This is a genomic window from Paramesorhizobium deserti, from assembly GCF_001558695.1.
Classification (GTDB): domain Bacteria; phylum Pseudomonadota; class Alphaproteobacteria; order Rhizobiales; family Rhizobiaceae; genus Paramesorhizobium; species Paramesorhizobium deserti.
This window is the reverse complement of record NZ_LNTU01000001.1, coordinates 557,822-581,695: the sequence shown is the minus strand read 5'-3', so window position 1 is coordinate 581,695 and position 23,874 is coordinate 557,822. Positions and strand designations below refer to the sequence as shown.

Annotated in this window: 20 protein-coding genes and 1 tRNA gene; 5 read left to right on the top strand and 16 right to left on the bottom strand. The window is 61.7% G+C overall.

All coding sequences use genetic code 11. The features are described from left to right. Positions 1–395 precede the first annotated feature (395 nt). Positions 396–1,058: a DUF1345 domain-containing protein gene (locus ATN84_RS02730; RefSeq protein WP_068879980.1), complete on the top strand. Its 663-nt coding sequence runs from the start codon at positions 396–398 to the stop codon at positions 1,056–1,058. A 7-nt stretch (positions 1,059–1,065) separates the two neighbouring features. Here ATN84_RS02730 and ATN84_RS02725 read toward each other — a convergent pair whose 3' ends face one another. The 11 genes from ATN84_RS02725 to ATN84_RS02675 all read right to left on the bottom strand — a co-directional run bounded on the left by ATN84_RS02725 (position 1,066) and on the right by ATN84_RS02675 (position 9,727). After that, positions 1,066–1,659 carry an acyloxyacyl hydrolase gene (locus ATN84_RS02725; protein ID WP_153020074.1) on the bottom strand — a complete coding sequence of 198 codons (594 nt, stop codon included), beginning with the start codon at positions 1,657–1,659 and terminating at the stop codon, positions 1,066–1,068. Between the two features lie 160 nt (positions 1,660–1,819). After that, positions 1,820–2,212, bottom strand: coding sequence for a DUF930 domain-containing protein (locus tag ATN84_RS02720; protein ID WP_244490967.1), 393 nt, complete (start codon positions 2,210–2,212; stop codon positions 1,820–1,822). Between the two features lie 101 nt (positions 2,213–2,313). Further along, positions 2,314–3,483 (bottom strand): acetyl-CoA acetyltransferase, encoded by a 1,170-nt coding sequence (locus tag ATN84_RS02715; protein WP_068879978.1) that lies wholly within the window; start codon positions 3,481–3,483, stop codon positions 2,314–2,316. Positions 3,484–3,544: 61 nt separating this feature from the next. Next, positions 3,545–5,530: a Fe(3+)-hydroxamate ABC transporter permease FhuB gene (gene fhuB, locus ATN84_RS02710; RefSeq protein WP_068879977.1), complete on the bottom strand. Its 1,986-nt coding sequence runs from the start codon at positions 5,528–5,530 to the stop codon at positions 3,545–3,547. After that, on the bottom strand, positions 5,520–6,353 hold the full coding sequence (locus tag ATN84_RS02705) for an ABC transporter substrate-binding protein (RefSeq protein WP_068879976.1): 834 nt from the start codon (positions 6,351–6,353) through the stop codon (positions 5,520–5,522). The genes fhuB and ATN84_RS02705 overlap by 11 nt, the downstream gene beginning before the upstream one ends. Before the next feature lie 91 nt (positions 6,354–6,444). Then, complete coding sequence (locus ATN84_RS28060) at positions 6,445–6,729, bottom strand: hypothetical protein (protein ID WP_153020072.1); 285 nt, start codon at positions 6,727–6,729, stop codon at positions 6,445–6,447. Between the two features lie 127 nt (positions 6,730–6,856). Further along, the gene (locus tag ATN84_RS02695) at positions 6,857–7,303 is read right to left on the bottom strand and encodes a hypothetical protein (RefSeq protein WP_153020071.1); all 447 of its coding nucleotides are present in this window, start codon (positions 7,301–7,303) and stop codon (positions 6,857–6,859) included. Positions 7,304–7,855: 552 nt separating this feature from the next. Further along, positions 7,856–8,092, bottom strand: coding sequence for a hypothetical protein (locus ATN84_RS02690; protein ID WP_068879973.1), 237 nt, complete (start codon positions 8,090–8,092; stop codon positions 7,856–7,858). Next, entirely contained in the window at positions 8,089–8,313 is a 225-nt protein-coding gene (locus tag ATN84_RS02685) for an alkylphosphonate utilization protein (protein ID WP_068879972.1), read from the bottom strand. The genes ATN84_RS02690 and ATN84_RS02685 overlap by 4 nt, the downstream gene beginning before the upstream one ends. Positions 8,314–8,499: 186 nt before the next feature. Further along, positions 8,500–8,575: transfer RNA gene (locus tag ATN84_RS02680), tRNA-Thr, on the bottom strand. A 189-nt stretch (positions 8,576–8,764) separates the two neighbouring features. Next, positions 8,765–9,727 (bottom strand): NAD(P)H-dependent flavin oxidoreductase, encoded by a 963-nt coding sequence (locus ATN84_RS02675; protein ID WP_068879971.1) that lies wholly within the window; start codon positions 9,725–9,727, stop codon positions 8,765–8,767. Between the two features lie 317 nt (positions 9,728–10,044). Here ATN84_RS02675 and ATN84_RS02670 point away from each other — a divergent pair, with 317 nt between their 5' ends. Further along, complete coding sequence (locus tag ATN84_RS02670; protein WP_068879970.1) at positions 10,045–11,082, top strand: hypothetical protein; 1,038 nt, start codon at positions 10,045–10,047, stop codon at positions 11,080–11,082. 63 nt (positions 11,083–11,145) lie between these two features. Here the strand turns inward: ATN84_RS02670 and ATN84_RS02665 are convergent, their stop codons facing one another. Continuing rightward, positions 11,146–12,768 (bottom strand): cisplatin damage response ATP-dependent DNA ligase, encoded by a 1,623-nt coding sequence (locus ATN84_RS02665; protein WP_068879969.1) that lies wholly within the window; start codon positions 12,766–12,768, stop codon positions 11,146–11,148. Positions 12,769–12,770: 2 nt separating this feature from the next. Continuing rightward, on the bottom strand, positions 12,771–13,781 hold the full coding sequence (locus ATN84_RS02660; RefSeq protein ID WP_068879968.1) for a ligase-associated DNA damage response exonuclease: 1,011 nt from the start codon (positions 13,779–13,781) through the stop codon (positions 12,771–12,773). 123 nt (positions 13,782–13,904) lie between these two features. Between ATN84_RS02660 and ATN84_RS02655 the strand changes: the two genes are divergently transcribed. From ATN84_RS02655 to pdeM, 3 genes are all read left to right on the top strand, one after another. After that, positions 13,905–14,876, top strand: coding sequence for a class I SAM-dependent DNA methyltransferase (locus ATN84_RS02655; RefSeq protein ID WP_068879967.1), 972 nt, complete (start codon positions 13,905–13,907; stop codon positions 14,874–14,876). 73 nt (positions 14,877–14,949) lie between these two features. Then, on the top strand, positions 14,950–17,469 hold the full coding sequence (locus ATN84_RS02650; protein ID WP_068879966.1) for a ligase-associated DNA damage response DEXH box helicase: 2,520 nt from the start codon (positions 14,950–14,952) through the stop codon (positions 17,467–17,469). 8 nt (positions 17,470–17,477) lie between these two features. Beyond that, positions 17,478–18,197 carry a ligase-associated DNA damage response endonuclease PdeM gene (pdeM, locus tag ATN84_RS02645; protein WP_068879965.1) on the top strand — a complete coding sequence of 240 codons (720 nt, stop codon included), beginning with the start codon at positions 17,478–17,480 and terminating at the stop codon, positions 18,195–18,197. 46 nt (positions 18,198–18,243) lie between these two features. Here the strand turns inward: pdeM and ATN84_RS02640 are convergent, their stop codons facing one another. The 3 genes from ATN84_RS02640 to ATN84_RS02630 all read right to left on the bottom strand — a co-directional run bounded on the left by ATN84_RS02640 (position 18,244) and on the right by ATN84_RS02630 (position 23,620). Next, positions 18,244–19,083, bottom strand: a complete 840-nt coding sequence (locus tag ATN84_RS02640) for a TIGR02186 family protein (RefSeq protein WP_342027657.1) — start codon at positions 19,081–19,083, stop codon at positions 18,244–18,246. Between the two features lie 4 nt (positions 19,084–19,087). Further along, complete coding sequence (locus ATN84_RS02635) at positions 19,088–19,969, bottom strand: sulfite exporter TauE/SafE family protein (RefSeq protein ID WP_201026326.1); 882 nt, start codon at positions 19,967–19,969, stop codon at positions 19,088–19,090. Between the two features lie 264 nt (positions 19,970–20,233). Then, positions 20,234–23,620, bottom strand: coding sequence for a peptidoglycan-binding protein (locus ATN84_RS02630; RefSeq protein ID WP_082766057.1), 3,387 nt, complete (start codon positions 23,618–23,620; stop codon positions 20,234–20,236). Between the last annotated feature and the right edge of the window lie 254 nt (positions 23,621–23,874).

Below are 23,874 nucleotides of genomic sequence, written 5' to 3'. Positions count from 1 at the left end.
GAATAGCCGCCTTTTGCCAGTCTCAATATATCGGAAATGCGCGTGCGATCGTTCGATGGCTTGGGCATTTCCGCATGGATTTTCTGCAGAATATGCGATGGAGCCGGGCGTGGTTTTCTGGGTGAACCGGTTGCTACCTCATCCATTGCTGTCCTCCCTCAAACGGTGATGTCACCCCGCCGAATGGAGGGGTGGAAACGTCACATTGTCTGAATAGGTAAGATTGTAGCGCACAGTCTGCGAAAGGCAATAAATGTGCGTTCCTTCGCGATGAAAATTTTGCACCCGCCCTTGAACCCGCTCGAATGTTGAGGGCTAAATCCATTGCACGGTCCCGATAACTATTCGTGAAGAATATACGTCATAATCTTCAATAGTGTAAGGAATTTTCCGAAATGATAGAGTCAATAGTGAGTAAACGGCACAATTCATTTTATATTGCTGCCGTTGTTGGTCTTGCGGCTCTTGGATTGAGCCTGGCGTTTCTGCCGCGTGTCGCCTATGTCATCGCCGTTGATGCGTTCTTTGTGATCTATGTCATGCTGACTGCAAGGAAAATGCTGAGATCGACACCGGAGTTACTGCAAAGGAACATAGCAACGGCCGATGAGCCGGTCTGGATCATCTTCGCTATCACCTTCGGCGCCGTCGTGGTCGCCGTTGGTTCGCTATTCGTGTTGATCAATTCAGCACATCGTTTTTACCCGCTTGACCTGTCGCTCACGCTCGCCGCGGTGCCGCTCGGTTGGCTGTCGATCCATATGATGGCGGCCGTCCACTATGCGCATCTTTATTGGCGGCCGGTCGGTGGGCGAGGCGCTGATGGCAAGGCGGGCGGGAACGCCGGCGGGCTGGCCTTCCAGAGCGGCATAGAACCCGGCGGCATCGAGTTCCTGTACTTCGCCTATGTGATCGGCATGGCGACAGAAACCTCGGATACCGCAATCACCAGCACGGAGATGCGCAAGATAAACCTGCTGCACGGCATGGTTTCATTCTTCTTCAACACGGTGCTCGTCGCGGCCGCCGTCAACGTTGCCGTTTCGCTCGGCCAATAAAACCGCTTTAGAACCGGTAGCCGAGGCGGATACCTGCCGCTTCGGCGCCATTGTTCTCGTCGCAAAGATTGGCGTTCGAGAAGTGGTCGGCGTAGAGCTGGGCGGTCCATTGATCGCTGAAATCATATCCAAGGCCGACACCGGCATGGAAGAGCACGCGGCATCCCAGCGCCTTGTAGGTGGTGGGATTGTGAAGGTCGTTAGCCGTCGTGATCGCGCCGCCCAGACTGGTCGTGAGATAGAATTTCTCGGTCAGCTGGAAATCCCAGTTGAGGCCCGTATAGAAGAAATGGATCGGATCGTCGGCAATGGCGGCGTCGAAACCGATATAGGGGCGCGGCGAGCCGATGCCTTCCAGGAATTCGGGCGACTTGAACAGAAATTCGCCGTTGATCACCGCTCCGCTGAAATCGTCCGTCGAAAACAGGCCGCGGTCATAGGCCATGACCCCAAAGCGGATTTCCTGCTTGTCGGAATATTTGCCGACCTGCCCGAAATAGCCCGCTCCGGATAAGTCTTCGGCTGATGCTGGAGTGAGTGCGGAAAAGGTTGATAGGATCGCAACCGACGTGACTGCTTGCAAAAGCTTTTTTGTAAGCATGAATGTCCCCACTGAAATATGAGCCGCACCGAAATGGACGATTGCGCGAATCACTTTCTGCAAGACTGTATGTTTTGAAAAAGTCTTAGGCGAGCAAAAATTTACGCCCCATTTTCAAGGGGCGTCTTGCTGCCCGCAATCGCCTGAATGTCCATTGGCCCTAAGGCACCAGATAATGCTCACTCCATTCGCTGAGCGGCACGACCGCGCCGATCTTGTAGTCGAAGGAGATGATGGACATGTTATCGTCCGTCGTATGGCATTTATAGGAGAGATGATACCACTTGCCCTTGCTGCGGAAGGCGGCGCCGGGCGCCTTCATGGCGTGCGCGCTCTTGGTCGTATCGGCGAATGCGTAGGCGACGACCTCCTCCGGCCACATGCCTTTGTTCTCGCGTGCGATGCGGCCGATGGCGCGCCCGTTGCATCGCTGCTCCAGGCGGGTCTGCGGATCGAGCTTCGCGATCTGCCGCCGAATGACGGAATGATCGGCGGCAAGGGCAGAGCCCGCCAAGCCCATCAATGCGATGGTAAGTACGGTGGATTTCAGCATCAGCATCCCCGCGTTTGATTCTGACGTGCGGGGATGTTTTAGGAAAGTTTGACCGCTGGCGGAACCCAGCGGCTGCGATCATAACGAAGTCGTTACCGCCATTATCTGACGCGCTCCAGGATGGAGACGTAATTGGCGACCGCCGCCCCGCCCATGTTGAAAATTCCGGCGAGATCGGCGTCCTTGATCTGCATGTCGCCCGCTTCGCCCATTAGCTGCATCGCCGCCATGACGTGCATCGACACCCCTGTCGCGCCGATCGGATGGCCCTTGGCCTTCAGCCCGCCGGAAGGATTGACCGGGAGCCTGCCATCCTTGTTCGTCACGCCCTCGCGGACGACGCGATGGGCCTCGCCAGGCTTGGCGAGGCCCATCGCCTCATATTCGATCAGCTCTGCGATGGTGAAGCAGTCATGCGTCTCCACGAAGGAGAGGTCATCGAGGCTCGCCCCTGCATCCGACAGTGCGTCCGCCCAGGCGCGACGCGCACCTTCGAAGGCGAGCACATCCCGCCGGCTCATCGCGAGGAGGTCATTTGCCTGACTGCGGGCGCGGAAGCCGATCGCACGCGCGAGCCCTGCGGCGGTTTCTTCATCGGCGATGACAAGCGCCGCCGCACCATCGGAAACCAGCGAGCAGTCGGTACGGCGCAGCGGCGCCGCGACATAAGGGTTCTTCTCCGAGACGGTGTTGCAGAATTCGAAGCCGAAATCCTTGCGCATATGCGCATAAGGGTTGGCCATGCCGTTCTTGTGGTTCTTCGCCGCGATCATCGCGAGCTCTTCCGAGCGGTCGCCATAGCGTTGGAAATAGGCTTGCGCGATGCGGCCGAACAGGCCCGCGAAGCCGCCTTCCACGTCAGCCTCTTCCTTGCGGTAGCTGGCGCCGAGCAGGATGTCGCCCACCTCAGCCGTCGGCGTCGCCGTCATCTTTTCCGCGCCGACGACGAGCGCGATGCGGCCGCGCCCCGCCTCGATAAAGTCCATCGCGCTATAGAGTGCAGCGGATCCGGTGGCGCAGGCATTTTCCAGTCGCACGGCCGGTACATGGGCGAGCGCTTCATTGTTCATCGCCACGAGCGCGCCCTGGAAATCCTGCTTGGAAAAGCCGTTGTTCATGACGCCGACGAAGATGCCGTCCACATCTTCAGCCGCCAGGCCCGCGTGTTCAAGCGCCGGCGTCGCGACCGCCGCCATCAGCTGTTCGGTATTCTCGAGCTCGGATTTGCCGAAGGGCGAATGCGCCCATCCAACGATCTGCGCTTTGGTCATCTTGGTAATCTCCTCGTTCCACGCAGGATAACCGAACTCCCGCCCTCTTTGATAGGGTGTATCAGCGCCGCGAAAGCAGCCAGAGGAGAAGCGGGCTGGTAATCAACGTGGCGACGAGACCGGACGGGACCTGCCAGGGGAAGTCGACCACACGTCCGAGCCAATCGGCAAAGAGCATCATCGTCCCGCCCAAAAGAGCCGCACCGACCATTTGCGGCAGGGCGCGCGCGAAACCGCACTGGCGGGCAAGATGCGGCGCCATCAGCCCGACGAAGGTCAATGGCCCGGTGACCAGTGTGGCGGCCGCCGTCGCAAACGCTGTGAAACCGAGCAGTGTCAAGGTGCTGAGCTTCAGGCCGATGCCGAGTTCCTGTGCGGTATCCCGTCCGAGCGGCAGGATGTCGAGCCAGCGGGAAAACAGCGGCGCCAGCAGCAGGACGATGACGGCGCAGATGCCCGCGCTTATTGCGGGGGCAGGTGTGATCCCATGGGTCGATCCCGTCATCCAGGTGAAGAGCTGCATCATGCGCGGATCGCCCGTCGCCATCAGGATGGCGAAGACGGAGGAAAGCAGCGCGCTGAGCGCAACGCCGGCAAGCAGGATCTGGTTGAGCGAGGTCCTGCCGCTGAGAATGATGCCGAGAAGCAGGATGAGGACGAAGAGCGAGCCGAGTGCGGCGGCGCCGGTCAGGGCCAGATAGGACGGGGCCGAAAGTAGAAAGAGCGCCGCAACGATGCCAAGGCCGGCGCCTGCGCTCACCCCCAGGATTTCCGGACTCGCCATCGCATTGCCGGTGAAGCGTTGCAGGATGGTGCCGCTTATCGCCAGCATCGTGCCAGCGGCAAATGCCGCCGCCGAGCGGGGAAGCCGCCAGGGCAGAAGCGCCTCGAACATATCGCCCCGTACGAACTGCCAGCTTCCGTCAGGCGCGCGGCCGAACGAGAGCGAAAGCCAGAGCGCGGCCAGCGCCAGCGCAAAAAGGAGCGTGAGCAGAAGTGCGGGATGGCGGACGCGATGATGCCCGGCCGTTGGGGATGAAAGCGCCGGCTTGTTGATCATCCGCAACCGCGGCAGCAGCCAGAGTAGAACCGGCGCGCCCAGGAGGGCCGTTACCGCGCCGGTGGGCAAGGAGATATTCGTCACCGCATCGAGAAGCTGAACAGCGACGTCGGTGATCAGCAAAAGGGCGGCTCCGAGCACTGGAGACCAGAAAAGCTGCCGCTTGAAATGGTCCGCCCCGAGCGATCGGGCAAGCGCCGGCCCGGCGAGCCCGATAAAGCCGATGACGCCCACCTGCGCAGTGACCACTCCGGCGAGTGCTGCAGCCAATGTGAGGCCGGCAATGCGGACAACAAGCACATTCACGCCGAGTGCCGAGGCGCCGTCTTCCAGCCCCAGCAGGATCAGTGGGCGCATCATCAGCACGACCAGAAGGGTCAGGACGGCGAGGCGCGGCAAGAGTGCCCGGGCCGCTTCCCAGTCATATTGCTTGAGCACGCCGCTGCCCCACAGAAACAGCCCGGCGAGATAGCGCTCATTGTGCAGCACCAGCGCGGCGGAGACGGCGGCAAACAAGAGACCGATGATCAAGCCGGAGAGGATCACCGTGAACGGCGCAAATTGCTGACGCCAGGAAAAGGCGAACACCAGGAACACCGCGATCATCCCGCCGCTGAGCGCCACCGCATCCCGGCTCCATCCGATCAGACCGGGAAAGAAAAGGATGGCGATGGACAGCGCAAGCTGCGCTCCGGCGGAGATGCCGAGCGTGGAGGGCGATGCCAGTGGGTTCTGCAGCACCTGCTGCAGAACCGCTCCTGAAAGTCCGAGCGCTGTGCCCGAGGCAAGGCACACCGCAAGGCGCGGCATCAGGCTGTAATGGACGCGAAGCTCGCCGACCATGGCGATATCGGGAGCAAAGAGCGCTGCATAAAGCCGCTCCGCCGGCACCTGCCACAGGATGAGCAGCAACATCCCGAGAAGGGCGGGCAAAAACATCGACAGAGAGACGAGAGCCGCACCCTTCACAGAACGATCAGAAGCCATCATTGCTCCCGAAATCGGCGAGTAACGTCGCGATACGGGTTGCAGAAGGCAACGTACCGAACATCAGCACTGTCGGAAAATGCGCGACCTGTCCGGAGCGCACGAAAGGCATGTTCTGCCAGAGCGGACTTCGTCCCAGCGCGGCCAGAACATCGGGCGGCACGGGATCGAAATAGAACATCTCCGCATCCCCGCCGATATCCAGATCCTCGATCCCGATCAGCGAAAAGCCCCAGGCATTGGTTTCGCCCTGCCACGCATTGGCGATGCCCATACGGTCGAGCACATCCTGGTAGAGGCTGTTCCTGCCATAGACGCGGACATGGTAGAGATCATAGAAATTGACGAAGAAGCAGGGCATGTCACGCAGCCGGCCGCTCCGGGCGCCTGCTTGCACGATCGTCTCTTCCGATTGGGCGATCAGCCGTTCCGCCTCGCTTTCCCGTTCCAGGAGAGTGCCGATCCGCCGCGTCGCCGCAAGGATATGCGGCCAGGGCGGTGTGCCCGTCGCATGGACAGGCAGGACCTCGACCGGGGCCACGCGCTCGAACAGATGCCGCGATGCCTCGAGATAGGGCGTCGTGAGGATCAGGTCAGGTTCGAGTTGCTGGAGAACTTCCATATTGATTTCCAGCATGCTGCCGAGATTGGCGACGCCGGCGGGCAGCGGCGGCTCCAGCACCCATGTTTTCCAGTCCGGCACTGCGGGAATCGCGATAGGCGGCTCTCCCAGCGCGATCATTGTCTGCGCCAGGCCATAATCAAGCGAGACGATGCGCTTGGCCTTACCGGCAGCCCGCGCCCCCTCTGGTTGAAGGAGCATGGTGAGCCCTCCGCCCAGCAAGGCGCGGCGGGTCAGGCGAGGGGAGACGGGGGGGCTTCCGCTGTCGGGCTTGCTTGACATGGACCTCTATCTACCAGCGATATCGCATGCTGGCGATGACGGTGCGTCCCTGATCCACATAGCAATAGCCATTGGTGCAGACATCGTCGTCCTCGTCGAGGAGATTGGTGGCGTTGACCTGCAGCCGCGCGCCCTTCCATTTCGGATTGAAGCCCGGGCGCTTCCGGGCAAAAACGGGCGCTGCTTCGGATGGATGATCTAAGGCGATAGCGCATGCAAAATCGGCCTGCGGCCTACAGCGCCGTGCGTCCGTTAGGACGCGCAAAGGGCGCTGTAAGTTATTGAATCTACGCATCGGCCTGAAAATCGATTCCGATTTTCAGGCCGATGCTATAGTGGACAGCAAGCATAAAGGAAATTGGCGGCTACAGAGCGGCGGCGGCCGCTCTCATATATTGGCTGCTATGACGGCAGGAATGAAATTACTCTGCCAGAACTGGGGGTTCGGAAGGGATCTCGGCTTCTGTCTCCTGCTGGACATGCTGAAGGGCACCAAGAAGATACATCGCGTCCGGCAGTGATATGTGGAACGTCTGGGATTTGGAATTCCGATCCTGCAGACATATCTGAACCACCGGTTCCTGGGGAGCGAGCCCGTAGACAAAGCGGAAGCCGAGCACTTGCTTTCTCTCGTCAGCGAGCAGGTCCGCGGGACCGCCGTCTATCTGCGGGGGAGAAACGGTATCGACATTCCAATGGTTTTCTTTCTCAGGCATGCAGACCTCCACAATCTGGAACGGCGGCATCTGTCCGGTTTCGCGGGTATCGGCACCGCGGGAATGGCCAGGGACGCAGAAGAAATCTTTCAAACCCCCGGCTGGACAGCTTGGCGCCAGTCGAATGGTGTGCCGGAGTTCGGATCCGACCATGGAGCAATCATGGATGAGTCACGGCCGGCGCGCTACTCCAATAAGTTGCTACCACAGCGAGTATATGAAAGCCTCGTTCCTACGCCGCCGTGTGGTCCGAACGGTGCGCAAATGGTATCGTAAGCCATTGAAATTATATATCATTTATACCGAAAACGATTACGGATTTTCGGGCCCGATAAAACAGGCGCTATTTGGGGCGCATCGGCGCCTCGAACGATGCGTCGGCGTTTCAACGATACCGTCTCACCTTTCATGCGACAAAGCTCTGCAGGGATGATCATTCGAAGGCTAAAGCGCCCTTTGTGCCCTAACAGATGCATGGCGCTGTAAAAGAGGCCCGGCGCTGGGTAATGGGGGGCAGTAGCGCCGGGCCTTCAGCTGGGCACTCAGGTCCAGCCGCGTTCGCATACTGTATGAGTCGGGTCGCTTGATCGATCCCAATAAAAAAGAGAAATTTTTTGGCAGATAGTCGGGCAATTTCTTGCGTAATATTTCACCCGTATGGCGGTTCATGAGCGGAGGTGTCCGCCATGTCGTCCCCTCCGGTCGCTATTCCGGCTTTGTCCGTTTTTTCTTTCTCGGAGCCTTTCCCGCTGGTTCGGCGAGCGCTTCCTCGCGCTCGGCCGCTTCCTTTGCCAGTCTCGCTTCCCTGAGTCTTGCCGTCTTGGCTTCGCGCTGCGCCGTTTCGCTTTCCAGGATGTCGCGAGCGGCATGGTCGGTCGCCGCGCTCTTGCTTTCAGAGCGCGTCGGCTTGAACAGATTATCCCTGGTGATCTTCTTGCTCATGCCTTCTTCAGGAACTCGGTTTTCAGCACCAGCCCCTTGACCTGTTTGGTGTTGCATTCGATCTCGCCGGGATTGCCGGTCAGATGGATGTTCTTGACGAGAGTGCCGCGCTTGAGCGTCTGCGACGTGCCCTTCACCTTCAAATCCTTGATGAGGGTGACGGAGTCCCCGTCATTCAGCTGCGTGCCGTTGCTGTCTTTCACGATGATATCGACTGTCAATTGATTCCTCTTGGAGTTTTGCGACCGGCGACCGGGGATCGGAACCTGCCGACGATATTGTCAAATTCGTCCTTTTCCCGCGGGAAGGCAAGGGAAGACGTGCCGCAGCTTGTCAAACACATTGGCATCGCAAATGTGGAAACCTATGCGTGAAGGCAATGGCGGAGGAACTGGACCATCGGGAAGTGGTGCCGCTTGCGTGACTCGAACACGCGACCCCATCATTACGAATGATGTGCTCTACCAACTGAGCTAAAGCGGCAAGGGAAAAGCTTCCCCGATTTTGTCGACCAAGACAAATGACCGGCCGGAAAACGTCCCGACCGATTGGAAGCGCTGATACAGAACTCGGCCTGGAAAAGCAAGTGCGCAAATCAAGAGATTTGCCACATTGTGCAAGGTGAAACCGATGCAGTGTGGCCGGTCCTGTCCCGCTAGGTGAAACGGATGGTCACTTGCCGCACAGATCGGCTTTTGCCGTCAGGTACTCCTTCTCCAGACGCGCGACGAGCGCGCCCGTTGGCAAAATTTCCTTCACCGCGGCGATGCCCTGTCCGCAACCCCAGATGTCCTTCCAGGCCTTGGCGCCGCTGACAGCGCTGGCGAAATCCATCTTGGAAGGATCGGCTTCGGGAAGATGGTCCGGGTCCATGCCGGCGGCCGCGATCGAGGGTTTCAGATAATTGCCATGGATACCCGTGAAATAGTTGGAATAGACGATATCGGAAGCAGCCGATTCGACGATCATCTGCTTGTATTCCTCGACGGCGCGGGCCTCCCGCGTCGCAATGAAGGGCGAGCCGATATAGGCGAGATCGGCGCCCATCGCCTGGGCGGCGAGGATCGAGCGCCCGCTGGCGATCGCTCCTGACAAGAGCAGCGGCCCATCGAACCATTCGCGGATTTCCTGGACGAGCGCGAAGGGCGAGAGCGTACCGGCGTGGCCGCCTGCGCCCGCCGCAACGGCGATCAGCCCGTCGGCGCCCTTGCGGATGGCCGAATTGGCGTGGCGATTGTTGATGACGTCGTGCAGCACGATGCCGCCATAGGAATGGATCGCCGCATTAACCTCGGGAACGGCGCCGAGCGAGGAAATGACGATCGGCACCTTGTATTTCACACAGAGCCCGAGATCATGCTCCAGCCGCTTGTTCGAGCGATGGACGATCTGGTTGACGGCGAAAGGGGCGGCCGGGCTTTCCGGATGTTTCGCATCATGCGCGCTGAGCGTTTCGGTGATTTCGGCCAGCCATTCGTCAAGCTGGGCTTCGGGCCGTGCATTGAGGGCCGGAAAGGAGCCGACGATACCGGCCTTGCACTGCGCCAGGACCAGTGCGGGATGGGAGATGATGAACAGCGGCGCACCGACGACGGGAATGCGCAGCCTGCTTTTCAAAATATCGGGTAATGCCATATAGTCCTCCCATTGCCATGCTGGGTGGAGCGGAATGAGGAAAAGCACAAGCGGCTTCCGCCCGCATTCCGCTCTATCTTGAACAAACCTATGCAGGATTTTGACGTTTCCGTAAACGGAAGTTTTGGCAAAAGCCGTCGACCGGGCAGGGAAAAAACCTTGATTGAAGGCGCCAGACGGCCCTCCGGTTCGGTCGGATAAAGTGTAAATGCTTGATTAACCGTTCAATTCCTCTAGAGCATGACGTCGTCCTGCTTTAGTCTATCATGTCACCCTTCTCGCGAGGGCGCGGGTTCGAAACAGAGGAAGACCGAGATTTGGAAGGCATAGAACGCGCGATACGCAATGCATTCGCCAAAGGCGATGCCGCCAATCCCGCCACGCGCCAGCGGATCTACGAATCGGCCTGGAGCGCGCATGAGCATGCGCTTGCGGCAAATGCCGGCCTGAGCGAGGAGCAGAAGGCCGGGCGGCGCGATCGCCTGAAGGCGACGATATCCCGCATCGAGACGGAGTTTCGTCCCGCGCAGCAGGCCGTCAATACGGAAGGCCCGAGCGCCGATCCCTCCCTCGATATTTCGGCGGAGCCGCATCGCAATGGTCGCCCGGTGGCCTCCGCCACGTCGAGGACGGCCGCCATGGAGGAGCCGACGCTCGACCGGGACGATGTGCGCCCCGCCGGCAAGAAGGCGAGGGGCGCTGACCTCGGATATGAGGGCGGAGCCACACGCCGGGACCGGGAAGACAAACCTCGTTCACCCTTCCTTTCCTACGTGCTGCCGACGCTCATCCTTCTCGTGTTCGCGTTCATCGGCTGGTCGCTGTTCAACAGTTTCACCGATATAAGCCGTCCAAATCTGGGCCGCACGCTCTCCAACGGCGCCCCCGCCAAGGAGGGCGAGGAGGCCGGAGACATGAACTGGATCACCATCTTCACCCCTTCCGATCCGACGCAGATGTCGGTCCATGGCAGCGCGACGGCGGAAATCACCAGCGAACGATCGCAGAGCTTCGCGCGGGTGAAATCCACTGGGCCGGATGACGAGATCGTCTTCGACGTCGGCCAGGGTGTTCTGGACGAGATCGCCGGGAAGAAGGCGACGTTCGATATCATCGCCAGGAGCGATGACGGCAAGCCGACCCAGATGTCGGTCAGCTGCGATTTCGGCGCATTGGGCGATTGCGGGCGCAAGCGTTACGACGTCACCGATGCCAGCAACGATTTCCTGTTCGATGTGGAGTTTCCTGCGGGTAAACAGCCGGATGCCGGTGGCACCATCACCATCAACAGCGATATCTCAGGTGCCGGCAAGATCGTCGATATTTATGGGATAAGGGTGAGCGTCGCTCAGTAGCTCCGGTGCTTACTGCTTCCGCGCCGCCGTCATTCTCGGGACAGGTCCGAGAATGACGATAACCTATCCAATCAGCAGCTTCTCCAGCGCCTCGAGCCGGTCCGCCTCGCGCGGCGGCTTGTCCCAGCGCAGCCTTGAAAACCGTGGAAAGCGCATCGCCACGCCGGATTTGTGCCGCGTCGAGCGGTTGAGTCCTTCGAAGGCCACCTCCACCACCAGCCCGTGATCGGGCTCTGCCCGCACCGCGCGTACCGGGCCGAAGCGCTCCGTCGTGTTCTCGCGGACGAAGCGGTCGAGCAGCCGCAATTCCTCGTCGGTGAACCCGAAATAGGCCTTGCCGACGGGCACGAGGGAAGGATCATCCTCCGGCCCTGTCCAGACCGCGAAGGTGAAATCCGAATAATAGCTCGATCGCTTGCCATGTCCGCGCTGGGCATAGACAATCACGGCATCCACCGTGAAGGGATCGCGCTTCCATTTGAACCATGGCCCCTTGGGACGGCCTGGAACATAGGGGCTGTCATGGCGCTTCAGCATTAATCCTTCGATGATCGGATGCGGCGGTGCGCTGCGAAACGCCGCCAACTCCTCGAAGCTGCTGAATGCAACCAAAGGCGAGAGATCAAACCGCTGGGGATCGAGATCCTCGACGAAAGCGTCCAGGCGCTTGCGCCTTTCACTGAAGGGCAGGGGGCGCAGATCCTCCCCCATCTCCTGGTTGCCCTCCTGCAAAAGGTCATATGCGCGCACGAATGCCGGGTAGTCCGAAAGTTGTTTAGCGGTCACTATCTTACGGTTGAGCCGCTGTTGCAGGTCTCCGAACGTGCCGGCGACGATGCCATTCTCGCCAAGGCGTCCGACCAGAAGCTCGCCGTCGATGGCGCCTTCGAAATCCATGGCGTCCAGAATATCGGGAAAGGCGTGGGAGATGTCGTCGCCTGTGCGCGAATAGATACGTCGCATGCCGTCCTCCGCGACCGCCTGCACGCGGATGCCGTCCCATTTCCATTCGGCGGCATAATCGGCGGCGTCGAGCTTCGGGAAGTCCGCCTCGTCCAGCGCCGTCGCCAGCATAACGGGGCGGAAGGGCGCTGCCGCCAGGCTGGTCGGCCTGGTGCCTCGCCCTTCTAGCCAGGCGAAAAGCGTTTCATAGGGCGGCTTCAGCCCGTGCCAGAGTTCCTCGATCTCCGTCACGTCCACCCGTCCGAAATCGGCGAGCGCCTGCTTGGCGAGCCGGGCGGAAACGCCGATGCGCAGGCCTCCGGTGACGAGCTTCAAAAGCGCGTAGCGTCCTGATGCATCGAGATCATCGAGCCAGCGGGCAACCAGCAGCGGCCCCTCCCGCCGCGACGTCTGCGACAGTGTCTCGACGATTTCGGAAAGCATGGGCGGTCGGTTCGCGCGCCGCTGTTCGGGCGCGGGCCAGATCAGCGAAATGGTCTCGGCGAGATCGCCCACATAGTCATAGGAATAGGCGAAAAGCTCTGGATCGACCCGCTCGGCGACCAGCGCGCGCAGCATAGCCGGCTTGACGCTGGCAAGATCGAGGTCCCGTGTTATGGCGGCCAGCGCAAAACCGCGCTCGGGATCGGGCGTCTCGCGGAAATAATCGGCAAGCAGTTTAATCTTGCCGTTGCGCTGCGGCGTAAGCACCAGCCGGTCGAGCAGTTCGGCAAACCCCTCCACCCTTAATCTCCCTCGTCCTCATAGCCAACGAGATGCAGGGGCCGGGCCGGAATTCCTGCAAGCGTGCACCAGCGCACAAGCGCCTCCTCGCGTCCATGCGTTACCCAGACTTCATCAGGCGCGATCTCGCGGATCGTGTCCGTCAACTCGTCCCAGTCGCAATGGTCGGAGATGATGAGCGGCAGCTCGACACCCTGTTGCTTGGCCCTCTGGCGGATGCGCATCCAGCCCGAGGCGAAGCAGGCGAGCGGATCGGGAAAACGCCGCGCCCAGCGGTCCACGAAAGCCGATGGCGGCCCAACAACGATGGCCCCGGCGAAATCGCGGGAGTCGCCTTCTTCCAGCGTCGCCGGTTGCAGATCGCCGAGATCGATGCCTTGGGATTGATAATAGTCGCAGAGCTTCTGCAATGCGCCATGAATATAGATCGGTTTATCGTAACCCGCCTGCCGGATGAGGCTGATCACGCGCTGCGCCTTGCCGAGCGCATAGGCGCCGACGATATGGCTGCGCTCTGGAAACTGCGCCACCGATTTGAGCAGCAGTGCGATTTCATGCGCCGCGTCCGGATGGCGGAAGACCGGCAGGGCAAAGGTCGCCTCGGTGATGAACACATCGCAGGCGACGGGTTCGAAGCCTTGGCAGGTCGGGTCCGCCTGGCGCTTGTAATCGCCCGAAACGACGATCCGCATGCCGTTTTGCTCAACCGCGATCTGGGCGGAACCCAGCACATGCCCCGCCGGATGAAAGCGAACCGTGAGGCCGTTGATGGTAACGGTCTCGCCGAAGGTGACGGCCTGTGTCGACCCGGCAAAATCCTCGCCATAGCGCAGCCGCATGATATCGAGGGTTTCCTGCGTGGCCAGCACATGACCATGGCCCGCCCGCGCGTGGTCGGCGTGGCCGTGGGTGATGAGGGCGCGCTCCACCGGCCGCACCGGATCGATATGGAAATCGCCTGGCGGGCAGCAGAGGCCTTGCGGTGTGGGACGAAGCAGTTCCTCTGGGCGCATTGCATGAAGATAGAGAGGAGAAGCGGCCGGGGAAAGGTTTCGCGATGAGTCTCCTGAAACCTCTTGCAAAATCCGGGGCGGAAGATCATATCCCGCGCACTTCAACCCGCAGTCCGGTTCCCCATGACGCGCGCATTCCTTTCCTCAGGCGATCTGATTGCCGATCGCCGTGCCCATTATGCCGAAATGATGTTCGAGGCGGGAGATCATGCCGCCGCGGCCGACGTGATGCGCCAGGCGCTGGAAATCGTACCGGACTGGGTGCCGGGGCTATTTCGTTTGGGCGAGATGGAGGAGAAGGCGGGCCGGCTGGAGGCCGCAGACGAAGCCTGGCGCGGCGTGTTGCGCGCCGATGCCGACGATCGGTTCGGCGCGAGCCTGAAACTTGCGAGCGTCGGCCTGACGGCCCAGCCTGATGCGCCGCCGACGGCTTATGTCGAAAGCCTCTTCGATGCCTATGCGCCCACCTTCGAGACGGCGCTTATCGGCAAGCTCGACTATCGCGTTCCCGAGTTCCTCGCCGAGGCGATCATCCGGGCGGGAGGCGACCGCCGCTATCGCCACGCCGTCGATCTAGGCTGCGGCACCGGCCTGATGGGGGAGAGGCTGCGCCGCTCGGCGAGCTTTCTCGAAGGCATCGATCTCTCCGATGCCATGCTGCGCAAAGCCCAGGAGAAGCGCATCTATGATCGCCTCGCGAGAGGCGACGTCAACCTGCTGGAAAAGCCCGAAGTTCCGGTCGACCTCGTGGTCGCGGCCGATGTGTTCATTTATGTCGGCAATCTCGACCGCGCCTTCGCCAATATCGCGGCGATGCTGGAGCCGGGGGGCCTGTTCGCCTTTTCGACCGAAACACATGAGACCGAAGACGAACTCGTCCTGCAGCCCTCGCTGCGCTTCACCCATTCCGCCTCCTATATCCGTCGCCTTCTTGAGTGCCATGGCTTCGAGCCGCTCGAAATGAGCAAGGTCGTGATCCGTTATGATCGTGGTGAGCCGCTGACAGGCATCGTAACCGTCGCCCGCCGCGCTGCCCCCCTTGCGGTTGCAGGCGGTCATGACGAGCCAATCGCGCTGGAGGAGCGGCCGAACTGAGGCTGCACCAAAAACGAGAACAAAAGTGAACAAACTGCTTGGCGGCGGCGCGGCGGCGCATTAGTTTCGTCGCGTGACCCTGAACGCGAAGCCCGAAACCACCGAGATGACATTCCCCCTGCCGGAGCCGTTCCTGGAATGGTTCCGCGCGAAGGGATGGCGGCCGCGTCCGCATCAGCTCGAACTTTTGGCCGAGGCCGAGCAGGGCCGCTCTATGCTCTTGATCGCACCGACAGGGGCAGGCAAGACGCTGGCTGGCTTCCTGCCTTCGCTGGTCGATCTGACAAGACGGACGAAACGAAAACCGGGTATGGCGTCACGGGGCATCCACACGCTCTATATCTCGCCCCTGAAGGCGTTGGCGGTCGATATCCATCGCAATCTCGGCATCCCCGTCGAGGAGATGCAACTCCCCATCACCATCGAAACCCGCACCGGCGACACCCCTGCGCACAAGCGACAGCGCCAGAAACTGGCCCCGCCGGACATCCTGCTGACGACGCCTGAGCAACTGGCTCTCCTGATCGCCTCCAGGGATGCGGAGCGCTTCTTTGCCGATCTTCGCTATGTCGTGCTGGACGAGCTTCACTCGCTGGTCATTTCCAAGCGCGGCCATCTCCTGTCGCTGGGGCTGGCGCGGCTCCGGCAATTGCAGCCCAATCTGCAGACCATCGGCCTGTCGGCGACGGTCGCCGAGCCGGACGAATTGCGCCGCTGGCTGGTCGGACAGGGGGAAACCGGAGGTATGGCAGGGGTAATCACCGTCGAGGGAGGGGCGAAACCGGAGATTTCCATCCTTGAATCTGCTGAGCACATCCCTTGGGCGGGGCATTCGGCCCGCTATGCGCTGCCCGATATCTACGAGGCGATCCGTGCCCACCGCACGACCCTGCTCTTTGTCAATACCCGCAGCCAGGCGGAGATGCTGTTCCAGGAACTCTGGCGCATCAATGAGGATACGCTCCCCATCGCCCTCCACCACGGCTCGCTCGATGCCGGTCAGCGCCGCAAGGTCGAGCAGGCCATGGCCGGAAACACCCTCCGAGCCGTGGTCGCCACCTCAACACTGGATCTCGGTATCGATTGGGGCGATGTCGATCTGGTCATCCATGTCGGCGCGCCGAAGGGCGCAAGCCGTCTTGCCCAGCGCATCGGCCGCGCCAATCACCGCATGGACGAGCCGAGCCGCGCCATTCTCGTGCCCGCCAACCGCTTCGAGGTGATGGAGTGCCGCGCCGCGCTCGATGCCAATTACCTGGGCGCGCAGGACACGCCGCCGCTTATCGAAGGAGCGCTCGACGTGCTGGCGCAGCATGTGCTGGGAATGGCCTGCGCCGCGCCGTTCAACGCCGATATGCTCTATGCGGAAATCCGCACCGCCGCACCCTATGCCGCTCTGCCGCGCGAGACCTTCGACCATATCCTCGATTTCGTGGCGACCGGGGGCTATGCGCTGAAAAGCTATGAGCGCTTCGCCAAAATCCGCAAGACCGCGGACGGCACATGGCGCGTCAGCCATCCGCGCATCGCGCAGCAATATAGGCTCAACATCGGCACTATCGTCGAAGCGCCGGAACTGAACGTGCGCCTGACCAGATCCGGGCGCGGCAAGGCCTATGGCGGCCGCGTCCTCGGCAAGATCGAGGAATATTTCCTCGAAACCATGGCCCCGGGCGATACCTTCCTCTTTGCCGGCAAGGTGCTGCGCTTCGAGGGCATCCGCGATAACGAATGCATCGCCTCCAACGCCGCCGGACAGGATGCAAAAGTCCCGGTCTATGCCGGCGGCAAATTCCCGCTTTCCACCTATCTGGCGGGCGAGGTCCGCGCCATCCTGGCCGATCCCGCCCGCTGGGGTGCACTGCCGGATCAGGTGCATGAATGGCTGGAGATCCAGCGGCAGAAATCCATTCTGCCCAAGGCGGGCGAGCTTCTGGTCGAGACCTTTCCGCGCGGCAACCGCTATTACATGGTGGCCTATCCGTTCGAGGGCAGGCTGGCCCACCAGACGCTCGGCATGCTGCTGACGCGGCGGCTGGAGCGGGCAAAGGCGCGGCCGCTCGGCTTCGTTGCCACGGATTATTCCATCGGCGTCTGGGCCCTGCGCGATATGGGGCGGATGTTCCGCACCGGCGAACTGCCCCTTGGGGCATTGTTCGATGAGGATATGCTCGGTGATGACCTCGAAGCTTGGCTCGACGAGAGTTATCTCTTGAAGCGTACCTTCCGCAATTGCGCGGTGATCTCAGGGTTGATCGAGAGGCGTCATCCCGGTCAGGAGAAGACCGGCCGTCAGGTGACGGTTTCGACCGATCTGATCTACGACGTGCTGCGCACCCACGAACCGGACCATATCCTCCTGCAGGCTACGCGCGCCGATGCCGCAACCGGTCTTCTCGACATTCGCCGCCTGGCCGATATGCTCTCGCGCATCAAGGGGCGAATCGTGCACAAGAATTTGGAGCAGATTTCGCCACTTTCTCTGCCGGTGATGCTCGATATCGGCAAGGAGTCCGTTGCCGGTGAGGCTAATGACGTGCTCCTGGCTGAAGCAGCCGACGAGCTGATCCGTGAAGTGATGGGAGAGAAATGACTTTAGCGATGCATTCGGGAGACCATCGGCTCGGGGAGCCCCATGGCGGCACGGTCAAGACCGTCATCGCCGGCGTCGAGGCTGTCTGCGACCCGGCGGGCGCGCTCTATTTTCCCGAGATGCGGCTGCTCGCGGTTTCCGACCTTCATATGGAGAAGGGCTCCTCCTTTGCGCGGCGCGGCATGCTGCTGCCGCCCTATGATACCGGCGTCACGCTCGACCTTTTGGCCGCTGTCATCGCTCGCTATCACCCTGCAACGGTGATCAGCCTCGGTGACAGTTTCCATGATCCGGAAGCCTCGGCCCGCCTGCCGGCTCTCTATGCAATACGCCTGCGCGGGCTGATGGCCGGGCGCGAGTGGATATGGATCACGGGCAATCATGATCCGCATCGGCCGGTTCATCTGCCGGGCGATGTCGCCGGCGAGCTGGCGCTCGGGCCACTTGTCTTCCGTCATGAGCCGCAATCGGGCAGCGCGCCGGGCGAGATCGCCGGGCACCTGCACCCGGCGGCAAAGATCGTCCGCCGTGGACGCTCCGTGCGCCGCTCCTGCTTTGCGAGCGACGGCGAACGGCTGATCATGCCCGCCTTCGGCGCTTACACCGGCGCGCTCAACGTGCTCGACCGGGCGTTCCGCGGGCTCTTCGCCGAGGAACAGTTATTGGCTTTCATGCTGGGCGCGGATCGGGTTTACACGATCGGACGGCGGATGCTGTTTCCGGGGTGAAAATTGAAACGCTGTCCCGCCGACCTTTCTATTGATGTGAACCGCCCTAATCCTTCCTGAATAGCAGCCGCCCGAACCAGCCGGTGAGAACGGCGAGGAAAACGGCGAAAAGACCGTAGAGTAGGCTGTAATTCTGCGCAGCCTCATAGATCCGGTATTCGAGGCCGGCCTTGACGATCTGCAGGCTGGTATTGGCCTCCCGCACGAAAGTTCCGCTACGGAAGAGGAGCGCCCGCGCCCTGTGCCGCCCCACGGGGACATTCGTCGGCAGCGAGAGCGTGGCGCGGAACAGCGTAGGCGAGATGAATTCCACGTCGCCGATGCGCTGGCTGTAGAGCCCCTGGCGCATCTTGATCTCGCGCAGCTCCTTGCCGAACTCCGGGATATTGGCGTCGGATTTATCGGCGGCTTCCGGTGCGAGATAGAAATTGTCGACACCGATGGAGAGCTGGCGAAAGATCTTCGGATCCGCGATGTCCTGGAGACTGCGGGTCGAGGCCAGCGAATAGGAAAGCGGCACGCCGAGGAAAGTTTGGGATTCCGCGTTTACCCAGACGCCGAGATAGCGTTCCTTTTTGCGCACCACGAGATCGCGTTCCGGCCCTTGGAGCACGACAATGATGTCATAGCGCCCCTGCCGTCTTATCAGCGGATCGGCATTGTCGAGCGCGCCGAAAATGGTGAGGTTCGTGCCCCCGAAATTCGACGTGATGGCGATGGTTTCCGTCGATAGGCCGATCTCGATGGTTTCCGTCGGCGCTGCGGGTTGCTCACGCGTCTTGTTCGGTTGTGTCGTCTGGGGCAGGGTGGGCGAAGCGGCGGCGAGCATGGTGCCTGCGGCAAGTGCAGCGCGGAGGAACAGAAAAGGGGCGCGGCGAGGGATCACGGTGTCACCCATCCGCTATGGCGATCGAAAAAATATTGTCGGGCCTGACGAAGAGGTCGAAGGCCAGGCGCAAGGCGACCGCGAGCACCAGCAGAGCCAGGAGCAGCCGCAACTGCTCACCGCGAAGCCTTTGGCCGACCCGCGTGCCATATTGCGCGCCGATCACGCCGCCGACCATCAGCAGCATGGCAAGGACGATATCCACCGAGTGGTTGGTGGTGGCCTGCATGACGGTCGCGAAGGCGGTGACGAAGGTGACCTGGAACAGCGACGTTCCGATGACAACATTGGTCGGCACGCGCAGGAGATAGATCAGCGCCGGCACCATGATGAAGCCGCCGCCGACGCCCATGATCGCGGCGAGAACGCCGATGAAAAAGCCGATGCCGAGCACCGGTATGATGCTGACATAGATCTTCGACGCGCGGAACCGCATCTTCAGCGGCAGGCGGTGGATCCAGTTATGCTGGCCCGGCCGCTTCAGGTTAACGGGCTGGCCCTGGCGCACGCGCTGCAAGGCCCGCCAGCTCTCGATCAGCATCAAGGTGCCGACGGTGCCGAGCAGCAGCACGTAGAGCAGCGAGACGATCAGGTCGAGCTGGCCCAGATCGCGCAAGAGCGAGAACAGATAGATGCCAAGCAGCGAGCCGATGAGGCCCCCCACCACCAGAAGCAGGCCGAGCTTGATGTCAAGCGTCCGGCGTTTGAAATGGGCGAGTGCACCGGAAACCGAGGAGGCGATGACCTGATTGACCCCGGTCGCGACGGCGACGGCCGGCGGGATGTTGTAGAAGATCAGGAGAGGCGTGATGAGAAAGCCGCCGCTGACACCGAACATCCCCGAGAGAAAGCCGACCGCGGCCCCCATGCCGAGTATGACCAGCATGTTGACTGATAGTTCCGCGATGGGGAGATAGATACCCAATTCCGATCCCGGTGAAGCCAAGCGAAACGCGATCCGCCGGAGCCCCCGACGGTACTGAATTCCCTAGGTGTCTTGCGCTCTCACGAAGGCGAAGTCAAACCCGGATTGAGGAAAGGGTTACCCGTATAATGACGTCTGAAAAATGGCGGATTCACGCCGCCCGTCATTTTAGGGCAACGTGCGGCAGAATGATCACATCTGACCGCGACTCGCTTCGACGTTCCGCTATTGTTTTGCTGCTGCAGAAACCTGTTCGTTCTGCTTGAGAAGTGCTTCCACCAGCGGCTGGTCGACCTCGCCGGTCGGTTTCAGGCCATGGGCCTTCTGGAAGGCGGCAATGGCCTCGCGCGTCTTGGCGCCCATCATCCCGTCGGGGGCACCCGGGTCATAGCCGCTCTTGGTCAGGATGAGCTGGATATTGCGCACGGCTTTCTTCATGTCCACCGAGCCGGTGGCTACCGGCTTTTCTTCCTGCCAGGCGTCCGGTATGTCGGTGGAATTGGCAGCCTCGTTGAGTGGCTTTGCTTTCCAAAGTTCCACCGCCGCCTTGGCGCGCTCAAGCTGCTCCGGCTGCAGCACCTTGGCTACCGCTTCGCGCTTCTGCTCGGCGTCCTTGTCGCCCGACAGGGCGGCGAGTGCGAACCATTTGTAGCTTTCCTCGAGGTTTCGCGGCGTGCCGAGACCCTTGGCGGAAAGGATACCGAGATTGAACTGGCTGTCCTTCACGCCGAGTTCCGCCGCCTTGCCGAACCATCGGGCGGCGGACTCGTTGTCCGGCGTGCCGTCGGGGCCCATAGCGAAAAGCACGGCGAGATTGTGCATGGCGCTCGCATTGCCCTGCTCGGCGGCGAGTTGATACCAGGTCTTGGCCTTGGCCGTGTCGCGCGGCAGCCCCAAGCCCTTTTCGTTGAAATTGCCGAGGCGGTATTGCGCCGGAGCGAAACCCAGCGCGGCTGAGAGTTCGTACCATTGCGCCGCCTTGGCGTAATCGCTCTGCACGCCGCGTCCGTCGGTGTAGCGGTTGCCGATTTCGAAAAGCGCCTTTGGGTCGCCATTGGCCGCCGCTTCGCGCAACGCGGCCGAGCCGGCCTCGGTCGGGACGGTGGGAATGGTGGGCTGCGGATTGCTTTCGGCGGCTTCCGCCGGAGCTGGCGCCTCCGGCTGGGTTTCGGGCGCAGCCTCGGCATGCGGCGAACTAGGCATGGCCGCGGCTGGCTCCTCTGCGGGTGCAGCCGGCGGCATCGCGTTGGCTTCCGGCATCGGTGCTTGGGCTGCGCTCGGTTGCTCCGGCTCCGCCTGCGGCACGGCGGAGGTGCTGTTCGTGTCGATCTCCGGCACTGCGGCGGGCGTATCGGTCATATCGGCGGCATTGCCGAAAATATTCTCCCTCTCGCCGGGGGAAAGGAAGGCTGTACCGATCTGAAGACCGGCCATGGCAAGCATGATCGCGCCGATTGCCATGAGGATGGGCTTGCGCTGGCGGTGGAGTATGCCGCCGAGCGCCGAGCGCTTCTTCGAGGCAGGCTTTTCGGCGCTCTTTTTTAGGAGTTCGGATTCGGCGGCGGCCGCCTGTGCGGCCCTGCGCGCCGCGATGATGAAATCCGCCTTGCCGATTTCACCGGCGGGTTCGTTGCCGCGTTCCCGGCGCTCGTCACGCACCCGCTTCATGATGGTGTTGAGATCGGGCGTGCCCGAGCCTGGCTCGAGCGGCTGATTGGCAACCTTGGGATCGACCGCTTCCAGCGGTTCGGCGATATCCGCCCCCTTGGACGTGGATGCAAAGCTCGGCTCAGCCTTCGCCTGCGCGGCAGGCTTAGCCACAGGATCGTTCTTGCCGCGGTTTTTGACGGCCTTCGCCAGCCCGCCGAACATGGAGGATTTCTTTCTTCCGTGTTCGTCTGGCGTCTTCGTTGTTGTCTGCCCATCGCTCTTGATCGCGGCCAGCGCTGCTTCGGCAGCGGCCGCCGCCGGCGAACGCGGCGTGGAGGAATGCACGAGGTCGGGTTCGGCCTCGAACTGCAGCGAGGGCGCTTTGCCGATCGCGCTCTTGCCGGTTTCCACCACCGCGCCCTGCTTGCCCGTGGCTTTGCCGGGCTTCGCGACTTCCTGCTCGAGTTTCCCCAGCCGGTCGACGATCTTCATCAGCGTGTCGTGGATGGCCTCGAACGTTCTGGTACTGCGCTCGTCCGATCCGCGGGTGAGCTGCTCGAGCGATTTCAGATCGCTGGCGAGCTGGTGCGCAATCACCGCGTCGCCCGCCGAGCCGTTTTTCATCACATGCCGGATCGCGTCTTCCGCCGCCTGCCGCGCCGCGTCCAGCATGGTCTCGCGGCTGGATATCAGCGACCGCTCGATGGAATCGAGCCGCGGCTGGATCTCCTCGAGTGCCGGCACGCGCGGGCTCGGTTGCGACAGGTGCCGGGCGATCTCTGCCACCTGCGCCTCGAGGTTGCGGAAGACCTCATGTCCCGGAAAGCCCGAATGGGCGCTCGCCTGCGCGGCGGCATTGACCGAAAGCTGCTGTGAGATGTCCTCCAGCCTGCCTTCGAGATTTTCGATCAGCCGCAAATCATAGCCGCTTCCCGCAGCGTACTGGTCGTCGAGGCGCTGTGCCAGTTCTTCGAAACGGCGGTCGATCTCCCGGATGAAAGCGGGGTCGGGCGCGGCGGCGCGGTGCTCGGCGGCTTCGATCTGGCTGGCCAGGGCCGCGAGCCGCGCCTCGATGCGCTCCAGGCGCCTTGTTTCGTCCTGGTCCGGTGCGCGCGAAAGGCTGGAGGAGAGGATCGCCCGGCTGATCTCGTCCAGCCGCTCGTCCATCTGCTGCATGAATTGCGGCGGCACTGCCGGACCTTGCGGCCGCGACATCTTTTCGATCGCGGCTGCCAGGGTCTGGATCCTGTCCTCGAGATTGCGGATCGAGTGCGACTGCGACTGGGGCAGCGTGTCGATGGCGTGGCGGATCTGCTCCAGACGCGCAGTCAGGGCTTCGCTGGCTGGAACGCTGGCATTGTCGCGGGCGCTCTGGCGCTGCTCGAAAGCGTCGAAACGCTCGTCGAATTCGTCCCAGCGATGGCTGAGACGGCGCAGCGATTCCTCACGCGCCAGCGTCTGCACCGTGCGTTTCAATTCTTCGAGCTCCCGGCGCAGTTCGTGCGCGGTCTCGCTATCGGAGCGCGCGGAAAGGGTGCGCATGTTTTCCGAGATGCGCGAGAGTTCCTCACCCAATTGCGCCGAATATCCATCTTCCAGTGCCGACTGGCGCAGCCGCTGCATGTCATGACGCATGGTCGACGACATTTCCTGGCGCAGTTCACCGCGGAGCTGCTTCAGCTCCCCGGCAATGATCGAGAGCCCGTCGGCATCTTCCTGCCGGTGCCGCGCATCGCTCTTCCGGCCATGGCCGCCATGCGGCTCGCGCATCGCCGCGTATCTGGAAAGGGTGTCATCTTCAGAAGGATAGGCGCCGGGCCGGTTGGGCGTCCGCGATGCGTCGAGGCCGTTCAGCCTGTTCTCCAGTCCTTCGAGCGTCCTGTTCAATTCGTCCAGTGGCGAAGGCATCCGGCGTATGCGCTGCGCGTTGAGATCATCGAGTGGGGAACGCTGGTTCTTCATCAAAATGCCCGCTTTGCAATCGTTCAGCGCCCCTGCCGGGAGCGCGCCGGAACCTGCTGCCGGTTGGTCCGTCTGGCCGCACGCCCTTGCGCGACCCGAGCCGTCCCTCCGTGAAAAACTAAAGAATCTGTAATACGGATCACCGACCTCAGCACCTTTGTCAAAACGTGGTAAACAAGCCGTTAATCCGACGCCGCCCAACCAGAATAATCCGATTTTATCAATCCTCGGGGTGGCTTCCATCTGGCGTTGCG

Bases quoted from the DNA above. Each gene is read 5' to 3' on its own strand.
- ATN84_RS02705 (WP_068879976.1), bottom strand. From the start codon at position 6,353: ATGCTCCTTCAACCAGAGGGGGCGCGGGCTGCCGGTAAGGCCAAGCGC.
- ATN84_RS02730 (WP_068879980.1), top strand. From the start codon at position 396: ATGATAGAGTCAATAGTGAGTAAACGGCACAATTCATTTTATATTGCT.
- ATN84_RS02635 (WP_201026326.1), bottom strand. From the start codon at position 19,969: ATGCTGGTCATACTCGGCATGGGGGCCGCGGTCGGCTTTCTCTCGGGG.
- ATN84_RS02660 (WP_068879968.1), bottom strand. From the start codon at position 13,781: ATGCGCCCAGAGGAACTGCTTCGTCCCACACCGCAAGGCCTCTGCTGC.
- fhuB (WP_068879977.1), bottom strand. From the start codon at position 5,530: ATGGCTTCTGATCGTTCTGTGAAGGGTGCGGCTCTCGTCTCTCTGTCG.
- ATN84_RS02725 (WP_153020074.1), bottom strand. From the start codon at position 1,659: ATGCTTACAAAAAAGCTTTTGCAAGCAGTCACGTCGGTTGCGATCCTA.
- pdeM (WP_068879965.1), top strand. From the start codon at position 17,478: ATGCATTCGGGAGACCATCGGCTCGGGGAGCCCCATGGCGGCACGGTC.
- ATN84_RS02695 (WP_153020071.1), bottom strand. From the start codon at position 7,303: ATGGTCGGATCCGAACTCCGGCACACCATTCGACTGGCGCCAAGCTGT.
- ATN84_RS02715 (WP_068879978.1), bottom strand. From the start codon at position 3,483: ATGACCAAAGCGCAGATCGTTGGATGGGCGCATTCGCCCTTCGGCAAA.
- ATN84_RS02630 (WP_082766057.1), bottom strand. From the start codon at position 23,620: ATGAAGAACCAGCGTTCCCCACTCGATGATCTCAACGCGCAGCGCATA.
- ATN84_RS02690 (WP_068879973.1), bottom strand. From the start codon at position 8,092: ATGAGCAAGAAGATCACCAGGGATAATCTGTTCAAGCCGACGCGCTCT.
- ATN84_RS28060 (WP_153020072.1), bottom strand. From the start codon at position 6,729: ATGCGTAGATTCAATAACTTACAGCGCCCTTTGCGCGTCCTAACGGAC.
- ATN84_RS02675 (WP_068879971.1), bottom strand. From the start codon at position 9,727: ATGGCATTACCCGATATTTTGAAAAGCAGGCTGCGCATTCCCGTCGTC.
- ATN84_RS02720 (WP_244490967.1), bottom strand. From the start codon at position 2,212: ATGCTGAAATCCACCGTACTTACCATCGCATTGATGGGCTTGGCGGGC.
- ATN84_RS02655 (WP_068879967.1), top strand. From the start codon at position 13,905: ATGACGCGCGCATTCCTTTCCTCAGGCGATCTGATTGCCGATCGCCGT.